Annotated in this window: 19 protein-coding genes; 9 read left to right on the top strand and 10 right to left on the bottom strand. The window is 68.1% G+C overall.

Annotated features, from left to right (window positions below; all coding sequences use genetic code 11):
* Positions 1-11: 11 nt before the first annotated feature.
* Together ACFV15_RS36425 and ACFV15_RS36420 are read left to right on the top strand one after the other, a co-directional pair.
* Entirely contained in the window at positions 12-446 is a 435-nt protein-coding gene (locus ACFV15_RS36425; RefSeq protein WP_378356437.1) for a MarR family winged helix-turn-helix transcriptional regulator, read from the top strand.
* A gap of 86 nt (positions 447-532) precedes the next feature.
* Entirely contained in the window at positions 533-1,444 is a 912-nt protein-coding gene (locus tag ACFV15_RS36420) for an LLM class flavin-dependent oxidoreductase (protein ID WP_378356435.1), read from the top strand.
* Positions 1,445-1,476: 32 nt separating this feature from the next.
* Here ACFV15_RS36420 and ACFV15_RS36415 read toward each other — a convergent pair whose 3' ends face one another.
* Positions 1,477-2,052 carry a helix-turn-helix domain-containing protein gene (locus ACFV15_RS36415; RefSeq protein ID WP_378356433.1) on the bottom strand — a complete coding sequence of 192 codons (576 nt, stop codon included), beginning with the start codon at positions 2,050-2,052 and terminating at the stop codon, positions 1,477-1,479.
* A gap of 59 nt (positions 2,053-2,111) precedes the next feature.
* Between ACFV15_RS36415 and ACFV15_RS36410 the strand changes: the two genes are divergently transcribed.
* A complete protein-coding gene (locus ACFV15_RS36410) occupies positions 2,112-2,933 on the top strand; it encodes an NAD(P)H-binding protein (protein WP_378356432.1) in 822 nt (273 codons plus the stop codon).
* A gap of 126 nt (positions 2,934-3,059) precedes the next feature.
* On the opposite strand, the gene ACFV15_RS36405 is transcribed toward ACFV15_RS36410, so the two are convergent.
* Positions 3,060-4,328 (bottom strand): MFS transporter, encoded by a 1,269-nt coding sequence (locus ACFV15_RS36405; RefSeq protein WP_378356431.1) that lies wholly within the window; start codon positions 4,326-4,328, stop codon positions 3,060-3,062.
* A gap of 288 nt (positions 4,329-4,616) precedes the next feature.
* Between ACFV15_RS36405 and ACFV15_RS36400 the strand changes: the two genes are divergently transcribed.
* Genes ACFV15_RS36400 through ACFV15_RS36385 form a run of 4 tightly spaced genes read left to right on the top strand, consistent with a single transcriptional unit; the run spans position 4,617 to position 8,047 of the window.
* The gene (locus ACFV15_RS36400; protein WP_378356429.1) at positions 4,617-5,009 is read left to right on the top strand and encodes a GntR family transcriptional regulator; all 393 of its coding nucleotides are present in this window, start codon (positions 4,617-4,619) and stop codon (positions 5,007-5,009) included.
* On the top strand, positions 5,006-5,884 hold the full coding sequence (locus tag ACFV15_RS36395) for an ABC transporter ATP-binding protein (protein ID WP_378356427.1): 879 nt from the start codon (positions 5,006-5,008) through the stop codon (positions 5,882-5,884). Before ACFV15_RS36400 ends, ACFV15_RS36395 begins: the two co-directional genes overlap by 4 nt.
* Positions 5,881-6,897 carry a transporter gene (locus ACFV15_RS36390; RefSeq protein WP_378356426.1) on the top strand — a complete coding sequence of 339 codons (1,017 nt, stop codon included), beginning with the start codon at positions 5,881-5,883 and terminating at the stop codon, positions 6,895-6,897. Before ACFV15_RS36395 ends, ACFV15_RS36390 begins: the two co-directional genes overlap by 4 nt.
* A 31-nt stretch (positions 6,898-6,928) precedes the next feature.
* Positions 6,929-8,047, top strand: coding sequence for an alpha/beta hydrolase family protein (locus ACFV15_RS36385; protein ID WP_378356425.1), 1,119 nt, complete (start codon positions 6,929-6,931; stop codon positions 8,045-8,047).
* On the opposite strand, the gene ACFV15_RS36380 is transcribed toward ACFV15_RS36385, so the two are convergent.
* Both ACFV15_RS36380 and ACFV15_RS36375 read right to left on the bottom strand, forming a co-directional pair.
* On the bottom strand, positions 8,044-8,706 hold the full coding sequence (locus ACFV15_RS36380; protein ID WP_378356423.1) for a response regulator: 663 nt from the start codon (positions 8,704-8,706) through the stop codon (positions 8,044-8,046). The genes ACFV15_RS36385 and ACFV15_RS36380 overlap by 4 nt on opposite strands.
* Positions 8,703-10,229 (bottom strand): ATP-binding protein, encoded by a 1,527-nt coding sequence (locus tag ACFV15_RS36375; protein ID WP_378356421.1) that lies wholly within the window; start codon positions 10,227-10,229, stop codon positions 8,703-8,705. The genes ACFV15_RS36380 and ACFV15_RS36375 overlap by 4 nt, the downstream gene beginning before the upstream one ends.
* Positions 10,230-10,397: 168 nt before the next feature.
* Between ACFV15_RS36375 and ACFV15_RS36370 the strand changes: the two genes are divergently transcribed.
* On the top strand, positions 10,398-11,690 hold the full coding sequence (locus ACFV15_RS36370; RefSeq protein ID WP_378356420.1) for a cation:dicarboxylate symporter family transporter: 1,293 nt from the start codon (positions 10,398-10,400) through the stop codon (positions 11,688-11,690).
* Between the two features lie 50 nt (positions 11,691-11,740).
* Here the strand turns inward: ACFV15_RS36370 and ACFV15_RS36365 are convergent, their stop codons facing one another.
* From ACFV15_RS36365 to ACFV15_RS36340, 6 genes are all read right to left on the bottom strand, one after another.
* Positions 11,741-12,175, bottom strand: a complete 435-nt coding sequence (locus ACFV15_RS36365; protein ID WP_378356418.1) for an SRPBCC family protein — start codon at positions 12,173-12,175, stop codon at positions 11,741-11,743.
* Positions 12,176-12,185: 10 nt separating this feature from the next.
* Positions 12,186-12,896: an anti-sigma factor family protein gene (locus ACFV15_RS36360; protein WP_378356416.1), complete on the bottom strand. Its 711-nt coding sequence runs from the start codon at positions 12,894-12,896 to the stop codon at positions 12,186-12,188.
* The gene (locus ACFV15_RS36355) at positions 12,893-13,432 is read right to left on the bottom strand and encodes a sigma-70 family RNA polymerase sigma factor (protein WP_378356459.1); all 540 of its coding nucleotides are present in this window, start codon (positions 13,430-13,432) and stop codon (positions 12,893-12,895) included. The genes ACFV15_RS36360 and ACFV15_RS36355 overlap by 4 nt, the downstream gene beginning before the upstream one ends.
* 86 nt (positions 13,433-13,518) lie before the next feature.
* The gene (locus ACFV15_RS36350) at positions 13,519-13,998 is read right to left on the bottom strand and encodes a hypothetical protein (protein ID WP_378356415.1); all 480 of its coding nucleotides are present in this window, start codon (positions 13,996-13,998) and stop codon (positions 13,519-13,521) included.
* Positions 13,999-14,102: 104 nt separating this feature from the next.
* Positions 14,103-16,961: an excinuclease ABC subunit UvrA gene (uvrA, locus tag ACFV15_RS36345; RefSeq protein WP_378356414.1), complete on the bottom strand. Its 2,859-nt coding sequence runs from the start codon at positions 16,959-16,961 to the stop codon at positions 14,103-14,105.
* Between the two features lie 60 nt (positions 16,962-17,021).
* Positions 17,022-18,263 carry an acyltransferase family protein gene (locus ACFV15_RS36340; protein WP_378356412.1) on the bottom strand — a complete coding sequence of 414 codons (1,242 nt, stop codon included), beginning with the start codon at positions 18,261-18,263 and terminating at the stop codon, positions 17,022-17,024.
* A gap of 99 nt (positions 18,264-18,362) precedes the next feature.
* Here ACFV15_RS36340 and ACFV15_RS36335 point away from each other — a divergent pair, with 99 nt between their 5' ends.
* Positions 18,363-19,037 carry an MBL fold metallo-hydrolase gene (locus tag ACFV15_RS36335; RefSeq protein ID WP_378356410.1) on the top strand — a complete coding sequence of 225 codons (675 nt, stop codon included), beginning with the start codon at positions 18,363-18,365 and terminating at the stop codon, positions 19,035-19,037.
* Positions 19,038-19,338: the final 301 nt, after the last annotated feature.

The following is a 19,338-nucleotide window of genomic DNA, read 5'->3' as shown; positions in this document are numbered from 1 at the left end:
ACCGTGACCGGGTGGGCAAAGACGAAATCGGAGTGGTCACCGGGCTCGTGCGCGCGTCGTTCCTGGTGAACGCGGTGTACGCCGAGTCAGGCCGGGAGTACGGGCTCACTCCCCAGCAGGGGCAGCTGTTGTGCGTGCTGATGGCGCAGCCGTATGGCATGAGCGAACTGATCGCGATACTGGGACTGGCCAAGTCGAGCCTCACCGGCCTGGTGGACCGCACCGAGCGCAACGGCCTGGTCCGCCGCGAGCCGGACCCCGACGACGCGCGCGCGGTCCGCGTCGCGCTCACCCCGCGAGGCGGAAAGCTCGCGGAGGAGTTCTACACGGAAACCTGCCGCCGGATCGAGCAGCTGCCGTCAGGACTCAGCCCGGCCGAACGCGCACTGCTCGCCACCCTGCTCGGCCGCGTCGTGTCGGACAACAAGGTTCCCGTGGTCTTCTGAGTTCATGGTTGACCCATAGTTGCAGTTCGTACTACGAACTATTATGGTTCGTAGTACGAACTGTCTCTCTGGGGAGCGTGGAACCAATGTCTTCACCTGATGTCGTCTTCGGCTTCGGCGCGCACAGCGAAATCGCCGAGGGCCCGGAACTCCTGCGCCTGGCCGAGCAGGCCGACCGCGACGGGCTCGACCTGTTCTCCTTGTCCGACCACCCGTACCTCGGCGCCCGCCTGGACGCGTACGCCGCACTCGGATTCATACTCGGCCGCACCCGGCACCTCGGCGGCTTCGTCAACGTCACCAACCTCCCGGCCCGGCCCGCTCCGCTGCTGGCCCGGACCGTGACCTCGCTGTCCGCGCTTTCAGGCGGCCGAGTCGTGCTCGGCATGGGTGCGGGCGGCCTGTGGGACCGCATCGCCGACCTGGGCGTCCCCCGGCTTTCGCCTGCCGACGCGGTCGACGCGTTCGAGGAGGCGATCGTGCTGGTCAGGCTGCTTTCAGGCGGCGGCGAGCCGCTCACCCACGAAGGCCGCCACTACCGCGTCGACAAGATCGAGCCCGCCCCGGTGCCCGCTCCCCCGGTCTGGACCGGCTCGGTCGGGCCGAAGTCCCTGGCCGCCACCGGCCGCGTCGCCGACGGCTGGCTACCCGGCCACGCCGCCGACTGGCTCAGCGCCCGCTACCGCGAGGGCCGCTCGATCATCGACGAGGCCGCGGCTTCGGCAGGCCGCGACCCGAGCGCGGTGCGCACGATCTTCAACTTCCCCGGGCGCATCACCGACCAGCCGCTCCCCGCCACCCGCGACAGCGACGGCCGCTGGATCGGCGGTTCCGTCGACCAGTGGGTCGAGGAGCTCACCGGCGCCGTTCTGGAGCATGGCGCTTCGGGCTTCATGCTCTTCTCCCCCAGCGGCGGCACCCAAGACCTCACTTCGCTGGGCCGCTGGGCAGCCGAGATCGTCCCGGCCGTCCGCGAGGCGGTCGCGAAGGGGTCGTGAGTGGTACGGCCGGTTCTAACCGGCGAAAACACTCACGACCCCGACGTCCAGGTGCGTGCGCAACCCGAGGGTTCGGGGAGGCGTCCGGCGAAGAAGGCGCCTGGCGGGACGCCCATGACCTCGCGGAATTCCGCGGTCAGGTGCGACTGGTCGTAGTAACCCAGCTCGGCCGCGAGCTGCGCCCAAGACCGTTCCCTAGCACCAGCCAAGACCGCGCGCACCCGATCGATCCGCACGAACTGCTTGGGCGACAACCCGACCGAACGCGTGAACAGCGAACGTAGATGACGCTCGGAAACGTTGAGCGCCAATGCCGTCGACCGCACGCTCTCGCCGCGGGAAAGTGTTTGCGCGGCCTCGAACACCAGCTCGTTTCCGGTCAGGCGCGGGTCCTCGCCTAGTGGCATGACCTGGTCGACGAGGTCCCGTGCCGACCTGCCCTCGAGCGCCTGGCCTGGCCGCAGCCGCAGCTTCCGGCAGGAAACACCGGGCGCCGGGACGAAATAGCCTGCCCGCGTGGACGGGCCCATGACCGTCAGCTCGGGTGGTCCGCCATCGACCGTGCGCAGCACGAGTGTGGTCGCGGTATCCGGCGGCTCGATCACCATGACTCCAGTGTGCCGAAATTTCCTAGAGCGCGGCGGCGCGGGGCGTGCACGATCAGCTCATGATCCTGATCACCGGCGCCACCGGCACCATCGGCAGCCCACTCACCCGCATCCTGACGTCGCAAGACGTGCCGTTCCGGGCGATGAGCCGCACCCCGTCACAGACCACGATCCAAGCCGATTTCGACGATCCCGCCTCGCTCGCGAGAGCGGTAGACGGGATCGACACGGTGTTCCTGCTGACCGCTCCCGCGTCCCCGACCCCGGCTCACGACTTCGCCATGATCGAGGCCGCACAGAACGCGAGCGTGCGGAAGATCGTGAAGCTGTCCGCCATCGGGACCGGCGAGCGCAACGATGACGGCCAGGTCGTCGGCGCGGTGCACCTGCGGGCCGAGGAAGCCGTGCGCGCGAGCGGTCTGGAGTGGACGATCTTGCGGCCGTCCACTTTCGCGTCGAATTTCGCCTGGTGGGCCGGCCGGATCCGGGCCGGGGAGCCGGTCCCGAATCTGACCGGTGACGGGCGCCAAGGCGTGGTCGACCCCCGTGACGTCGCCGCGGTCGCGGCCGCCGCGCTCACCGAGGATGGCCACAGTGGACGGACCTACCGGCTTACCGGACCGGAGCTGCTGAGCGTTCCCGAGCAAGGCGCCATCATCGAGAAGCTGTTCGACCGTCCGGTAAGGACTGTCGACCAGTCACCCGCCGAAGCGCGGAAGCAGCTGCCCGGCGACGCCGCCGAGATGATCCTCGCCGGGGCCGCCTGGGTCCGGCAGGGACACAACGCGATCGTCACCGGGGACGTCCCCGCCGTTTTGGGCCGTCCGGCAGGCACCTTCGAGGACTGGGCCCGCGAAAACTTCCCAAGCGAAGCCGTATAGGGCGTTATACGTTTCGATTGTTGGAGCCGGGCCCGTCGAGGTTCCAACGGTTCTGAGGGGAAACGCAAAGGTGGCGTGCTCGTGGACTCGGCTTGGGCATGGGGGTCGTGAGTGGTACGGCCGGTTCTAACCGGCGAAAACACTCACGACCTCGCCCTCGGCAGGCGCGCCCGGGCCTCCCTCACTCAACTGCCCGGGGGGGCACGCCACAGCTGGCCTTCCCTTCAATAACCGTCGGGAACACTCACGAGTGGTCACCGCCATGAGGATCGCGGCCGCCGCGCCGAGCAGCATGACCGTCGACGGGGACGTCACGTCGACGACGGCGCCGCCACCCAGCGCGCCAAGGGAAAGCGATACCTGGAACGACGAAGTGAAGACCACGGTGGCCGCTTCCGGTGCGTGCGGCGCGGACGTGGCGAACCAGGTCTGCGAGCAGACCGGCACGGCACCGTAGGCGACGCCCCAGAGCACGAGCAGGATGATCGCCCCGACCTCCGCTCGGCCGACGAGCGGGAGTAGCGCCGTAGCGGTGGCGAGCAGGCAGGCGCTGACGATGAAGGTGGCACGGACGTCGCGGGAAACCATGGTGCCTGCCACGAAATTGCCGGCGATGCCTGCGACGCCGTACACCAGCAGGAATACGGTGATCATGCCAGGACTCACCTGAGTGACCTGACGCAGGAAAGGGGTCACGTAGGTGAAGGTGGCGAAGTGCGCGAGCACGATCAGGAAGGTCACTACCAGTCCTAGCCGGACAGCGGGCGCGCGCAACAGTCCACTGAGGACCTTCAGACTGGTCACCCGCTGGGCAGGCAACGGCGGCAGCACCACCAGCAGCGCGGCGAGCACGCTCAGCGTCAGTACCCCCATGGCCACGAAGGCCACTCGCCAGCCGGCCAGTTCGCCGAGAAGAGTACCCGCTGGCACGCCGAGCACCGAACCCAGCGGAACGGCGGAAAAGATCACCGCGGTCGCCGTGCCGACGTGTCCCGGTCGCACCAGGCGCGCGGCGAGCCCCGCGCCGATGGACCAGAACGCGCCGATGACGAAGCCGACCAGCACCCGGGAGACCATCATGACCCAGTAGTGCGACGCGACCGCGGCCAGGAAGTCGGCCGCCGCCAGCAAGAACATCAGCGCGCACAGCATCAGGCGCCGGTCGAGCCGCCCGGTCGCGACCGTGACCGCCGGTGCGGCGAACGCGGCCAGTACTCCCGGCGTCGTCATCATCAGCCCGGCCGTGCCCGCGGAGATCCCGAAGTCCGAGCCGATCGGGGTCAGCAGGCCGATCGGCAGGATTTCGGTGGTGACAATGGAAAAGATCCCCATCATCACCGCGATGACGGCGAACCATGACCGGATCGACGAGGCAGGAACAACGAGTGCTGGCATGTCCCCAGTCCAGCAGCCCCGCCCCTCCCCTGGCTGGCAGATTTGCGACGACGTAGTGCAGGCCCGCACCGAGAGTCCGTGGCGACGCTTACTGGCGAGGGGTTCCCTGCTGCGCTGTGCGGAGTGTGCTGCACGGAGCATGGGAACCCCTCGTTCAGTGTGGGCGAGTGGTAACTCTGCTGCGTTAGATGCAGCAGAGTTACCACTCGCTCGGGCCGATGCGGCCTCCTTGCCAGCTAGCCCACTAGATACCTATAGTGCTAGTTAGCTAGTTAAATGGAGGTAGTCGTGATCGAGTTCTACCTGGACGGGCGCTCCGGGCTGTCGCCGTACCAGCAGCTCGTGCAGCAGATCCGGCACGCGCTGCGGCTCGGGTTGCTGCACGAGGGTGATCAGCTGCCGAAGGTCAAGGACGTGGTGGCGCTGCTGGCGATCAACCCGAATACCGTCCTCAAGGCGTACCGGGAACTCGAACACGACGGGCTCGTCGCCGCGCGGCCCGGAGTGGGTACCTTCGTCACGGCCACGCTGGCCGACGGCTCGCTGGCCGCGCACGGGCCGCTGCGGCAGGACCTGCGGCGCTGGCTCGCCAAAGCGCGCCGGGCCGGGCTCGATGACGAGAGCATCGAGGCGTTGTTCCACACCACGTTTCGCGCCGCGGCCGGGGAAGACGTAGCGTGACCGCGGTACTGCGCGCCGACGGGCTCGGGAAGAAATACCGTAAACGCTGGGCGTTGACCGGATGCTCGCTGGAGATTCCGCAAGGGCACGTGACCGGGCTCGTCGGGCCCAACGGCGCGGGTAAGTCGACGCTGCTGAACCTCGCCGCCGGCATGCTGACGCCGAGCGCGGGCACGATCGAGGTGTGCGGCGGCCGTCCGGGCAATGGCCCGGCGCAGCTGGCCAAGGTCGGCTTCGTCGCGCAGGGCGCGCCGACCTACGCCGGGCTGACCATCGCCGACCATCTGACGCTCGGCGCAAAGTTGAATCCGAACTGGGACGATTCCCTTGCGTGCAAACGGATTCAGCAACTCGGACTGGATACGTCGCAGCGCGCGGGCAAGCTTTCGGGCGGCGAGCGGGCTCAGCTCGCGCTGACGCTGGGCATCGCCAAGCGGCCGGAGTTGCTGCTGCTCGACGAGCCGGTCGCCGCGCTGGATCCGCTCGCGCGCCGCGAGTTCCTGCAGGATCTGATGGAGGCCGTCGCCGAGCACGGGCTCAACGTGCTGCTGTCCTCACATCTCATCGCCGATCTGGAACGGGTCTGCGACCGCCTCATCGTGCTGGTCGCCGCCGAGGCCCGCCTCGAGGGCGAGGTCGACGAACTGCTGGCCACTCATCACCGCCTGGTCGGCCCGCGTCGCGACCTCGGCACGCTGCCGTCGGACCAGCATGTCGTGTCGGCCAGCCACACCGACCGCCAGACCACGCTCATCGTGCGGACCGGCGCGCCGATCCTCGATCCGGCGTGGACCGTCAGCCCGCTCACCCTGGACGATCTCGTGCTGGCCTATCTGGCCAAGCCCGCCCGCCCGGCACTGGAGGTGCTCCGATGATCTGGCTGACCTGGCGGCAGTTCCGCAGCCAGGCCGCGGTGCTGTACGCGCTGGCCTTCGCGATCATCATCGCGCTGGCGTGTACCGGGCCCCGGCTCGCGGGCCTCGACCCGAACGCGCTGCTGGGCAGGATCACCTCGGCGGACAGCACGCTGTACTCCGGTGGCATCGCGGCGATGTACGCGCTGCCCGCGCTCATCGGCATCTTCTGCGGTGTGCCCTTGGTCGCGCGGGAGGCCGAAGCAGGCACGCATGCCTTGGTGTGGAACCAGACTGTCACCCGCACCCGCTGGCTGGCCGTCAAGCTCACGGTCACCGGACTGGCCGCGGTGGCCGCGATGGGGTTGCTCAGCCTCGCCGTCACCTGGTGGTCCGCGCCGATCGACCGGCTCGCCGACCTCGGCACCACGTCCTACGACCCGCGCATGTCGCCGCTGGTGTTCGCCGCGCGCGGGATCGTTCCCTTGGGCTACACCGCTTTCGCCTTCGTCGCGGGGGTCACCGCCGGTGTGCTCCTGCGCCGCACCGTGGCCGCGATGGCCGTCACGCTCGCCGTGCTCGCCCTCGTCCAGCTCGCGATTCCGTTGCTGGTCAGGCCATCCCTGCTCCCCTCCGTGCAGGAGACCGTGGCGATCACGTCGTCGACCATCGAAGGCGTACGCGCGAACGACGCGGGCGTTCCGGAAAAGGTCACCACGGCCGCCCCCGCCGACGCCTGGGTGCTGTCGAACGACACCGTCGACGCCTCAGGGCAGGTCGTCAGCCTCCTGCCGGAATCGGTGTGGCACTGCATGCCACCACCACCGTCAGGTGGCCGCCCCGCCGCCGTGCTCGACCTTCCCGCCATCCACGCTTGCTTCGCCCAGCTCGGCGACCTCGGCTACAAACAGGTCGTGGCCTATCAGCCCGCCACCCGATTTTGGGCGCTGCAAGGAGCTGAAACCGCGCTTTACCTCGTTTTGTCGGCACTGCTCACCTGGCTCTGTTTCAGGTCGGCCCGCCGCGTCCACTGACCGCTGACCCTCCACAAAGGATGGTGCGTTTATGAGTCATGCCCGGAAACTCTTCGTGGCCGTCGCAGCGCTTCTCCTGTGCGCCGTGCCACCCGCGTCCGCCGCACTACCCCAGCTCACCCTGCCCGCTCCGACCGGAGTTTTCCCGGTCGGCACCTCGTCGGTCCACCTGACGGACACGAGCCGCCCTGACCCGTGGGTTCCAGAGAATCGGCGGGAACTCATGGTGACACTCTGGTACCCGGCGTGGCCGGGAGGCGAGCGGGCGCAGTACATGACGCCGGCCGAGTCCGAGCTGTTGCTGAAGGACGAGGCGCCGCCGGGGTTGCCACACGACATACTGAGCACGGTACGGACCAACGCGGCCAAGAACGCGAAACCGTTGGGGCTCAACCACAGTCTTCCGCTGATCGTGCTGTCCCCCGGCTACACGAAACCTCGCGCCACGCTCACCTCGCTGGCCGAGGACCTGGCGAGCCACGGCTACGTGGTGGCAGGCATCGAGCACACCTACGAGAGCGCGGGCACGAGCTTCCCGGACGGCCGGGTCGTCAGCTGCGTCTCCTGCGACCTCCAACACGACGACGCGTTCTGGCTGAAGGTGGGCGCGGGCCGCGCTGCCGATGTCTCGTTCGTGCTCGACGAACTGGTCAAGCCCGCCGCCCGGTGGCCCGGCGCCGCGCTGATCGACCCGCGGCGGATGGCGATGGCCGGGCATTCCGCGGGCGGCGCGAGCAGCATTCCCGCGCTGCTGAACGATTCCCGGTTGCGCGCCGGGGTCAACATCGACGGGCTCCAGTCGACGCCGGTCCCCGACACCGGGCTGGCCAGGCCGTTCCTGTTCCTCGGCAACGAGCTCAGGCATGTGCCGGATAAGGACCCGAGCTGGACGCAGGCGTGGGAACGGCTCGGCGGATGGAAGCGCTGGTTCGTGGTCAGCGGCACCGAGCACGCCTCGTTCACCGACGTGGGTTTGCTGCTGGACCAGGTGGGCGCCGACTTCGGCGCGACCATCCCGTCGATCCGCGCGTCGGAGATCACCCGGCGGTATGTGCGGGCGTTCTTCGACCTGCACCTGCGTGGGCTGCCGCAGCCGCTGCTGGACCGGCCTTCGGCGGCCTACCCCGAGCTGAAGTTCGTCGGTCCCTAGCGCGACCGGTACCAGACCTCCGGGCGGCCGACCTGGCCATAGCGCGGCTCGCGCTGTGCCAAACCGTTGTCCGCCAAGTACTCCAGGTACCGCCGCGCGGTCACCCGTGAAGCACCGATCGCGGCCGCCGCCGCTCCGGCTGACAAGCCGTCACCGGCGGCGGCCAGCGCCTCGGTGATCGCGGTCAGCGTCGGCGCGCTCATGCCCTTCGGCAACGACGACTGGTCCGACGCACGCAAGGAACCCAAGGCGCGGTCGATCTCCGCTTGGCCGGCGACCTCGCCCGCCGAACTCCGGAACTCGGCATAGCGCTCGAGTTTTTCCTTCAGCGAGGCGAAAGTGAACGGCTTCAGCAGATACTGGACGACACCGACCGACACCGCGGCCTTCACGACGGCGAGGTCCCGTGCCGAGGTCACCGCGATGACGTCGACCGGGAAACCGGCCGCGCGCAGCGAACGGCAGACCGCGAGGCCGTGGGTGTCGGGCAGGTAGAAGTCGAGCAGCACCAGGTCGACCTGGTTGCGTTCGACGAAACGCAACGCGTCGCCGCCCGAGTGGACGACGCCCGCGACCGTGAACCCGGCCAGACGTGAGACGTAGACGCGGTGCGCTTCGGCCGCGACGGGTTCGTCTTCGACGATCAATACCTTGATCACAACGGCAGCCGCACTGTGAAGACCGCGCCGCTCTCCCGGCCGACCTCGACCGTGCCGCCGTATCGGCGGACGGCTTGGCCGACCATGGCCAGGCCGACGCCGTGCCCCTCGGCCGGTTTCGTCGACCAGCCACGGCGGAAGACGTCGGCGCCCGGCGGCACGCCTGGACCGTCGTCGGAGACGCGAAGCAGAAGCGAACCGTCGTCGGAACGGGCGGTGACGACCACAGAGGACGACGCGGCGTCGATGGCGTTGTCGATGAGGTTGCCCAGGATGGTCACCAGGTCGCGGGCGGCGATGGCCGTGTCTTCGATGGCGGTGTCCTCGGTGATGGTCAGTTCGATGCCACGCTCGGCGGCTTCAGCGGCCTTACCCAGCAGCAACGCCGCCAGCACCGGCTCCTCGACAGCGCCGACGACACGATCGGTCAGCTGCTGCGCCAGCTGCAGCTCTGCGGTGGCGAACTCGACCGCTTCGCGCGGCCTGCCGATCTCGACCAGCGAAACGACGGTGTGCAGCCGGTTCGCGGCCTCATGCGCCTGCGAACGCAGCGCCTCCGCGAAACCGCGGACCGTGTTCAGCTCGCCGGTGAGCGTCTGCAACTCGGTGTGGTCCCGCAACGTCACCACGGTCCCCATGTTCACCGGCGTCACATTGACCACCAGCACCCGCGTGTCGGTCACGTGGATCTCATCGGCGCGGCTGCTCATGAACGCCTCGGCCAGTCCGTCCGGCAGGCCGAGGTCGGCCACCGCGGAGCCGGTCGGGTCGGCGACATCCAGCAGGTCGCGGGCGCCGTCGTTGCACAGCAGGACGACGCCGTCACCGCCGACGAGCACGAGACCCTCACGCACCGCGTGCAGCACGGCCTCGTGATAGGAGAACATGTCCCGGAGCTCGGCGGGCGCGACGCCGTGAGTCTGGCGCCGGACCCGTGCGCTCACCAGCAGGCTGCCGATCAGCCCGGCGACGAGCACCGAGCCGATGACCGCGGCGAGCGTCCACAGCCGTTCACGCAGATCAGCGGAGATCGTGTCGACCGTGATCCCGACCGAGACCATCGCGACCACCTGGCCGTCGGCCTTCACCGGCACTATGGTGCGCACCGACAGGCCGAGCGAACCCGTGTAGGTCTCGGTGAACACGCTGCCCTGCAACGCTTCCCTCGTCGTGCCGAGGTACTTCTGGCCGATGAGCGCGGGATTCGGATGGGTGAACCGGATGCCGTCGCGGTTCATGATCGTGATGAAGTCGACCTGGGTGTCGGCGGTGACCCGCGTCGCGAACGGCTGCAGCACCGCCGACGGGTCCGGTGTGGACACCGCGGCGAGCACGCTCGGCGCGTCGGCCACGGTTTCCGCGACGACCGTGACCTTGTCACGTGCCTTGGTGTCCGTCGCGCTGTCCGCGTCGAGGTAGGCCAGCAGGAACCCGGCTCCGGCGAGCACACCCACGATGGCGGCCTGGAGCACGAGCAACTGCCTGGCGAGGCTCCACTGGTGTGGCTTCGTTGGCACCCGCACATATCAGCACAAGTCTTCAACCAGCTGTCACCGGCATGTACTCAATGAACACAACCGTGACCTGGCTCACCACGGCACGCATAGTCTCCGCAATCCCCTTTTCTGTTCCAGCTGGAGGCAACGGTGCCCACCCGACAACGCGACAAAACGCACTACTTGTATTTAGCCGTGTTGGCAGCCGTGGTGCTCGGCGTGCTGGTCGGCTTCCTCGCTCCCGGGTTCGCCAAGGACCTCAAGCCGCTCGGCACCGGGTTCGTGAACCTGATCAAGATGATGATCTCCCCCATCATCTTCTGCACCATCGTGCTCGGCATCGGCTCGGTCGCGAAGGCCGCCAAGGTCGGCAAGGTCGGCCTGCTCGCGCTCGGTTACTTCGTGCTGATGTCGACCTTCGCGCTCGCCATCGGCCTGGTCGTCGGCAACCTGCTGCACCCCGGCTCCGGGCTGCACCTCGACCCGGCCGCCGCCACCAACGCGCACAAGCAGGCCACCACCGCCGCGGGCGGCACCGACTTCCTGCTCGGCATCATCCCGACGAGCTTCGCGTCGGCGTTCACCAGCGGCCAGGTCCTGCAGACGCTGCTCGTCGCGCTGCTCGCCGGCTTCGCGCTGCAGAAGCTCGGCGCGAAGGGCAAGCCGATCCTCAACGGGATCGAGCACATCCAGCGCCTGGTGTTCCGCATCCTCGCCATGGTCATGTGGGCCGCCCCGATCGGCGCGTTCGGCGCCATCGCCGCCGTCGTCGGCGAAACCGGCTGGGGCGCGCTGCGCAGCCTCGCCGTGATCATGATCGGTTTCTACCTGACCTGCCTGGTGTTCGTGTTCGGCGTGCTCGGCTCGGTGCTGTGGATCGGCGCGCGGGTCAACATCTTCAGCCTGCTGAAGTACCTCGGCCGCGAGTTCCTGCTGATCCTGTCGACCTCGTCCTCGGAGTCGGCACTGCCGAGGCTCATCGCGAAGATGGAGCACCTGGGTGTCAGCAAGCCGGTCACCGGCATCACCGTGCCGACCGGCTACTCGTTCAACCTCGACGGCACCGCGATCTACCTGACCATGGCGACGCTGTTCATCGCCACCGCGCAGGACAAGCCGCTGTCGCTGGGCGAGCAGATCTCACTGCTGGTGTTCATGATCATCGCGTCCAAGGGCGCGGCGGGCGTCAGCGGCGCCGGCATCGCCACGCTGGCCGGTGGCCTGCAGGCCCACAAGCCGGAGCTGGTCGACGGTGTCGGCTTCATCCTCGGCATCGACCGGTTCATGTCCGAGGCTCGCGCGCTGACCAACTTCGCGGGCAACGCGGTCGCCACCGTGCTGATCGGGTCATGGACCAAGGAGTTCGACCGCGACCAGGCGGGCCGGGTGTTCGCCGGTCAGTCGCCCTTCGACGAGACCACCTTGATCGACGAGCATTCCGAACACCCCTCGGAACGCAAGGAAGATCGGGAACCCGCGGCGGTCTAGCCGCCGCACGGCCGTGGGGCGGGGTCCCCCGTTCCGCCCCACGGCCGTTCTCAACTCAGATGAGCGACAAGCCCGCGGCGGCCACGCCGCATCATCAAGGCGTGGTTGGCGCGGAAGACAGGCCAGGCGACGCGGTCGAAGCGCCGCAGTATCGGCTTGTGCGCCACCACTTCCTGCTCGATCTCGAGCCTGGTCACCCCGCCGAGATCGGTGACCTGCCCGGCGAGGAACCCTTCGAGGTCACCGCTGAGGTCCACCCTGATCCGCCCGGCCCGCTCGTCCTCGACGGCCCGCCGCATGCGCAGCACCAGCTCGAACGGCAGCGTCGCCCGGCACACCAGCTCCGCGGTGTCGTCGTCGATCCGGCGCACCGAGCGCACATCGGGCCACCAGTCCGGATACCCGGCCAGGTCGACGACGGCGCCGAACACGAGGTTCGGCGCCGCCTTCAGCAGCCAGGTGCTCCGGAACCGGTAGGACCTCATACCCTGATTCTCACAACTGCGCCGACACCAGCTTCCGCCCGTCGGTGGTCACCACGTCGACCGAGGCGACCTGATCGGCGGGCACCAGCGCGGACCCGTCGAGCCCGGTGCCGTCCTTCTCACCCTTGGCCGAGACGATCCAGCTGCCTGCGATGATCGCCTCTCCGGACTTCGACATGACGATGAGCTGGCATTTCTCGCCTTCGTGCACGCCGTCGACCTTGGCGTGCACCCTGACCCAGCCTGCCGCGGGCGTCACCGTCGCGGCGAGCTTCACGCTGCCGTCGGCCCCGGTGATGTTCTTCGTGCCGGGCACCACCGACGTCGTCGGGATCGCCTGCGGCGTGGTCGAGCTCTCCGGCGCGGTCTGCCTGCCGACGAGCACGCCACCGCCGAGCGCCACCACTACCAGCGCCGCCGCACCCGCGAGCGCCAGAAAACGCTTCGGACGGCGCGGGGTGCCGGTCAAGGCCTCCTCCGCCGCCCGCACGCTGCGCAGCGTGCGCTGCAGCAGCAGGTCACCACCCTCGGGGGGACCGTCGAGGAACGCCTCAGGCGGCACCTCGTCCAGCTGGATGCGTAGTTCGTTCAGTTCATCCGCTTCGCGACGGCAGGCGTCACAAGTGGCGAGATGGGCTTCGAACTCGCGGCTTTCGTTCTCGTCCAAAGCACCGAGAACGTACGCGCCCAGCGGCGCGTGATCGTGATCAATCGCGCTCATCGCGCTGCCTCCGTTCCTTTGCCCTGCATCACGGCTCTGAGAGCACGTAATGCGTAATAGGACCGGGATTTCACCGTGCCCGCGGCGATGCCCAGTGAGTGGGCCGCCTCGCTGACGGTGTGTCCCCGGTAGTACAACTCGACGAGCACTTCCCGGTGTTCCGGGGAAAGCCCGTCCATCGCGCCCAGCACGGTCATCGAATCGACCACACCCTGGGCGTGGTCCTTCGAGGTCGCGGGCGATTCGGCGGGCTCTTCGACCTCCTGGGGACGGGACGCACGCGCCCGCACCTTGTCGGTGATGATGTTCCGCGCCACCGTCAGGAGCCAGCCGCGGACCGAGCCCTTGCCGTTCTCCAGGTCGTCGGCGTGTTTCCAAGCCCTGACCAATGTCTCCTGCACTACGTCCTCGGCGGCAGCCCGATCCCCGGTCAGCCTGGTGGCGTACGCCAGCAGGCTTCTGCCGTGCTCCTCGTACAAGTGCCGGATCAGGTCTTCGCCCTTGGCCCGCTTGGGCCGCCAGCCTCCGATCGCCACTCGCGTCCTCTCGCCGGTGTTCTTGGTCGGCGAGGACAGTACTGCAACGCGGACACCGAAGGTCGCCGCATCAGCGAGAGATGCGCTCATCCGCGTCCCGCCTTCGCGCCGTCGGGAGTCACCGCGAACCACATGCCGCCCATGCCGTGGCCCTTGGCCTCACCGGGCTTGGTGTCCTTGGCGAATCGGTAGACCGGGTAACCCTTGATGGTGACCTGCTTGCGGCCGTCCTTACGGGTGACGGTGCCCAGCAGCGCCGGGTCGACGCCGGTCGCGGACACGGTGGAGCCCTCGGCGATCAGCGGTGGCCACTGCGCCGCGCAATTGTCGTTGCAGGTGGACACCGGCGGATCCGCTCTGTCCTTGTCGAAGCGATAGAGCGTTCTGCCGTCCGGAGCGGTGACCACGTTGCCCAGAGTGCCGACCTGGGTCGCGACCAGGCCCTTGGCGTCGCTCGACTGCGCGGTGTCGATGGCCACGGTGGCCACGCCCGCGCCGCAGGCGCTGAGCACGGTCAGGCCCGCGAAGGCGGTGAGCGCGACGAACACGGTCCGGGTGCCGGTCATGGGGACCTCCTGGTGTTCCGAGGTCCGCCCTCTCGGCGTGACCTGATGACACCACCCACACGACCGGGTTGCCCGACCGGTTCACATCGTTGGCGAAATTTTTCCTACTGCGGGAGCACCTCTTTGAGGAACTGCCCGGTGTAACTCTCCTCGATGGCCGCGACCTGCTCGGGCGTGCCCTGCGCGACGAGCGTGCCGCCGCCGGAGCCACCCTCCGGTCCCATGTCGATGATCCAGTCCGAGGTCTTGATGACGTCGAGGTTGTGCTCGATCACGATGACCGAGTTGCCCTTGTCGACCAGGCCGTTGATGACACCGAGCAGCTTGCGGATGTCCTCGAAGTGCAGGCCGGTGGTCGGCTCGTCGAGGATGTACACCGTCTTGCCGGTCGAGCGTTTCTGCAGCTCGCTGGCCAGCTTGACGCGCTGCGCCTCACCGCCGGACAGGGTCGGCGCGGGCTGGCCCAGCCGCACGTACCCGAGTCCGACGTCGACCAGCGTCGCCAGGTGACGGTGGATGGCCTTGATCGGCTCGAAGAACTCCGCGGCCTCCTCGATCGGCATGTCGAGGATGTCCGAGACCGTCTTGCCCTTGTAGTGGACTTCGAGGGTCTCGCGGTTGTACCGGGCGCCCTTGCAGACCTCACACGGGACGTAGACATCCGGCAGGAAGTTCATCTCGATCTTGATCGTGCCGTCGCCTGCGCACGCCTCGCAGCGCCCGCCCTTGACGTTGAACGAGAACCGGCCCTGCTGGTAGCCGCGGACCTTGGCCTCGGTGGTGGACGCGAAGAGCTTGCGCACGTGGTCCCACACACCGGTGTAGGTGGCCGGGTTGGAGCGCGGGGTCCGGCCGATCGGCGACTGGTCGACCCTGACGAGCTTGTCGACCTCGGCGAGCCCGTTGATCCGGGTGTGCCTGCCCGGCACCTGGCGCGCGCCGTTGAGCTTGTTCGCCAGCACGGTGGCCAGGATGTCGTTGACCAGCGTCGACTTGCCGGAGCCGGAGACGCCGGTGACCGAGACCAGCGCGCCGAGCGGGAAGCTCACGTCCAGTCCTCGCAGGTTGTGCTCGCGCGCGCCCACGACGGTCAGCTGGCGCTTCTTGTCGATCGGGCGCCGGATGGCGGGCACCTCGATCTTGTGCTTGCCGGAGAGGTAGAGCCCGGTGAGCGAATCCTTGTTGCGCAACAGTTTCTTGTACGGTCCACTGTGGACGATGTGGCCACCGTGCTCACCGGCGCCGGGGCCGATGTCGACCACCCAGTCGCTGGAGCGGATGGTGTCCTCGTCGTGCTCGACCACGATCAGCGTGTTGCCGAGGTCGCGCAGGCGGGTCAGCGTCTCGATCAGCCGGTGGTTGTCGCGCTGGTGCAGGCCGATCGACGGCTCGTCCAGCACGTACAGCACGCCGACCAGGCCGGAGCCGATCTGCGTCGCCAGCCGGATGCGCTGCGCCTCGCCGCCGGAGAGCGTGCCGGACGCGCGGTCCAGCGAGAGGTACGTGAGGCCGACATCGAGCAGGAAGCGCAGCCGGGCCTGGATCTCCTTGAGCACCGCGCCGGCGATCATCTTCTCGCGGGTGCCGAGCACCAGCGAGTCGAGGAACTCCGAGGCCTCGGCGATGGACAGGGCACAGACCTCGGCGATCGAGTGGTCGCCCTTGGTGGCGTGCTCCAGGGTGACGGCCAGGATCTCCGGCTTGAGGCGGGTGCCCTGGCAGGAGGGGCACGGCACCTCGCGCATGTAGCCCTCATACCGCTCACGCATGTACTCGGACTCGGTCTGCTCCTGGCGCCGCTCCAGGAACGGGATGACGCCCTCGAAGTTCGCGTAGTACGAGCGCTGGCGGCCGTAGCGGTTCTTGTAGCGGACGTGGACCTGCTCGTCGACACCGTGCAGGACGGCCTTCTGCGCCTTGGCGGGCAGCTTGCGCCACGGGACGTCCATACGGAAGCCGATGGTCTCCGAGAGCGACTCGAGCAGGCGGATGAAGTACTCCGCGCTCTGGCCGCCCGCCCACGGCGCGATGGCGCCCTCGCCGAGCGAGAGTTCGTCGTCCGGGACGACCAGCTCCGGGTCGACCTCCTTGCGGATGCCGAGGCCGGTGCACTCGGGGCAGGCGCCGTACGGCGAGTTGAAGGAGAACGAGCGGGGCTCGAGGTCCTCGATGGCCAGCGGGTGGCCGTTCGGGCAGGCGAGGTTCTCCGAGAAGCCGCGCTTGCGGTGCGGGTCGTTCTCGTCCAGGTCGACGAAGTCCAGCTCGACCAGGCCGTCGGCCAGCCGCAGCGCCGTCTCGACCGAGTCGGTGAGCCGCTGCCGCGAGCTCGACTTGACGCTCAGCCGGTCGATGACCACGCCGATCTCGTGCTTTTCCTGCTTCTTCAGCTTCGGCGGGTCGGTGAGCGCGTGGATCGTACCGTCGACCAGCACGCGGGCGTAACCCTGCTGCTGAAGGTTCGCGAACAGGTCCGTGTACTCACCCTTGCGGCCGCGCACGACCGGGGCGAGCACCTGGAACTTGATGCCCTCGTCCATCTCGAGCACCTGGTCGACGATCTGCTGCGGCGTCTGCTTGGAGATCAGCTCGCCGCACTTGGGGCAGTGCGCCTTGCCGGCACGCGCGTAGAGCAGCCGCAGGTAGTCGTAGACCTCGGTGATGGTGCCCACCGTCGAGCGCGGGTTGCGCGAGGTGGACTTCTGGTCGATCGACACCGCGGGCGAGAGGCCCTCGATGAAGTCGACGTCCGGCTTGTCCATCTGACCCAGGAACTGGCGGGCGTAGGCCGACAGCGACTCGACGTACCGGCGCTGCCCTTCGGCGAAGATGGTGTCGAACGCGAGGCTCGACTTGCCGGACCCGGACAGGCCGGTGAAAACGATGAGGCTGTCCCGGGGCAGGTCGAGGTCCACCCCACGGAGGTTGTGTTCGCGGGCGCCGCGAACAACAAGGCGATCAGCCACGCCAGGGTCCCTTCAAGAAAAGATCGGTCTTGGAGCGCTCAGTCGGAGCGCCACCCCATGCTAGGACGGACCACCGACAGAAATCGGCGACGCGGTCTTCGCATGCCCCTCCACCAGGTCATCTACCGGTGGGGACGGGTGCGGCAACGCGAGCGGTGCAGCTTTGTGTTCCCTCGTGAGCAGGCGGTACGCCGGGCGTTCGACGAGCACCGTCAGCAGCCAGCCGGCCACGATCGCCGCGGCCAGCACGAGGACCAGTCTCTCCCACGGCGTCGCGCCGAGGTCGCGCAGGGCCCTGGCCAGCATGTAGCCGAGCTCCTGGTGCACCAGATATAACCCGAAAGAGATACCGGCCAGCCATTTGATCGGCCGGGCCAGCGGCCGGAACCACGTCCAGTCAGGCCCTTTCGCGGCAGCGCACATCGCGAGCAGCATCACGGCGAACCCGGCCACGGAGGGCAGGCGCTCGGGGTCGATCGCGGTCGCGTAGTGCAGCGGGAACATGTGCAGATCCTGCGCGACGACCGAGGCGGTCAGGAAAGCCGCGAGATGCCAGGTCTTGAGCCGGTTCTTCGTCCACAGGTAGATGGCGATCCCGATGGCGAAGGCGTGCACCCGGTGCAGCCCCAGCCCGAAGATCATGGTGACCGCCCAGCTGGGCGTGTCCGTCGGCGTGAAGATCACGAACCGGATGGCCAGCGGCACGGCCAGCATCGCCCAGATCAGCACCACCATGGTCTTGTCTGTCCGCCACTTGCGCGGGAACAGCAGTGCCGCCGCGGTGAACGCCATGATCTGCACCGGAAGTGTCCAGTACGAGCCGTCGAGATAGTTGAAGTCCGTCGACCAGCTCTGGATCATGAAAATGTTGGAGTACAGGTCGAGCCCGTTGGGCAGGTACCACGGCGAGTCCGTGGTCGGCGCCCCGATCGCCGGGTCGAACATGAACCCGGTGAACCCGCTGTGCAGCTGCTGCCCGCTGAACGCGGCCGCCGCGATCCGCATCATGACGTAGGTGATCAAGACGGCGACGAGGTACCCGGGCAGCACCCGGCTCACCTTCTTGAGCAGCCACCGCCCCGGCTTGTCCTTACGCAGCGTCGCGCACATGAAGAACGCCGAGATGACCAGCAGGATCGTCGCGCCGAACTGCACGGGCACCGTGAACGGGTACCCGGCGAGCTCCGGATGCATGATCTTCGACTGATGCGTGATGTGCCCGAGAACGACGGAGAGAACGGCGACCACCCTGATGACATCCCAACTGAGGCGCCGGGCTGTCGGCTTTGGGGAGTTCGCCACGTTCGTCCTGAGGTTGCTCGGGGTCGGGGAACCCGAGCGTACGTGGCCAACCTGTGACCAAGTCGTGCGGGTAGAACTGGTTGGAGTGAAACGACTACGGTGTGGCAGGTGAACTACACCGGCCACGTCGAGCCGGGCGGCCCAGCCGCCGTCCGCGCACTGCCTGAACTGACGATCACCAAGCTGTCGGTCGGCCCGATGGACAACAACGCGTACCTGCTGGTCTGCCTCCGCACCAACGAGGCGCTGCTGATCGACGCGGCCAATGACCCGGAGCGCATCTCCGACGTCATCGGCCACGGCCCCGACCGCCCCGCGCTCCGCACGGTCGTCACCACGCATCAGCACGGCGATCACTGGCAGGCACTGGGCGCGGTCGCCGGTGCGAACGGTGCGAACACCGCGGCGCACCCGCTCGACGCTTCCGTCCTGCCGATCCCGCCGGACTTCCTGGTCGAGCACGGGGACACGCTCAAGGTCGGCGAGTGCGACCTGGAGATCATCCACCTGCGGGGGCACACGCCTGGTTCGATCGCGCTGCTGTACCGGGATCCGCTGGGGTCGCCGCATCTGTTCACGGGCGATTCGCTGTTCCCAGGGGGCGTGGGGCGGACCACGACTCCGGAGGACTTCGCGTCTTTGCTCGGTGACGTTACGGAGCGGATCTTCGGGGTGCTGCCGGATGAGACTTGGGTTTATCCGGGACATGGGGATGACACGACTCTGGGCGCGGAACGGCCTCACTTGGACGAGTGGCGCGAACGCGGCTGGTGACTCACCACTCGAAGGTTTCGAGATCGCGGCCCGCACGGAGTTCGGCGATCAGCTCTCGTGATCCGCTCACCTGGGTAGACGGTTTCGTCGTCGATGTTCACCCCGGCGAAGGCTCCCTTCACCAAGTTCAGGTTAGTGAAGGGAGCCCTTCACCCAGCTATGCGCGGCGAACCAGGCCCTTATCCGGCGGAGTCTCGGTGGTGGGGGGGGGATTGGGGGGGCCGCCCCCCCCAAAAATAGCACCCCCCCCCCCCCGGGGGGGGTTAAAAAAAAGAAAGAGGCCACCAAAGGAAAAAGGTAG

This window comes from Amycolatopsis sp. NPDC059657, assembly GCF_042734395.1.
In the GTDB taxonomy this organism is placed as follows: Bacteria; Actinomycetota; Actinomycetes; order Mycobacteriales; family Pseudonocardiaceae; genus Amycolatopsis.
Note: the sequence above shows the minus strand (reverse complement) of the source record. Positions and strands in the feature narration are given on the sequence as shown.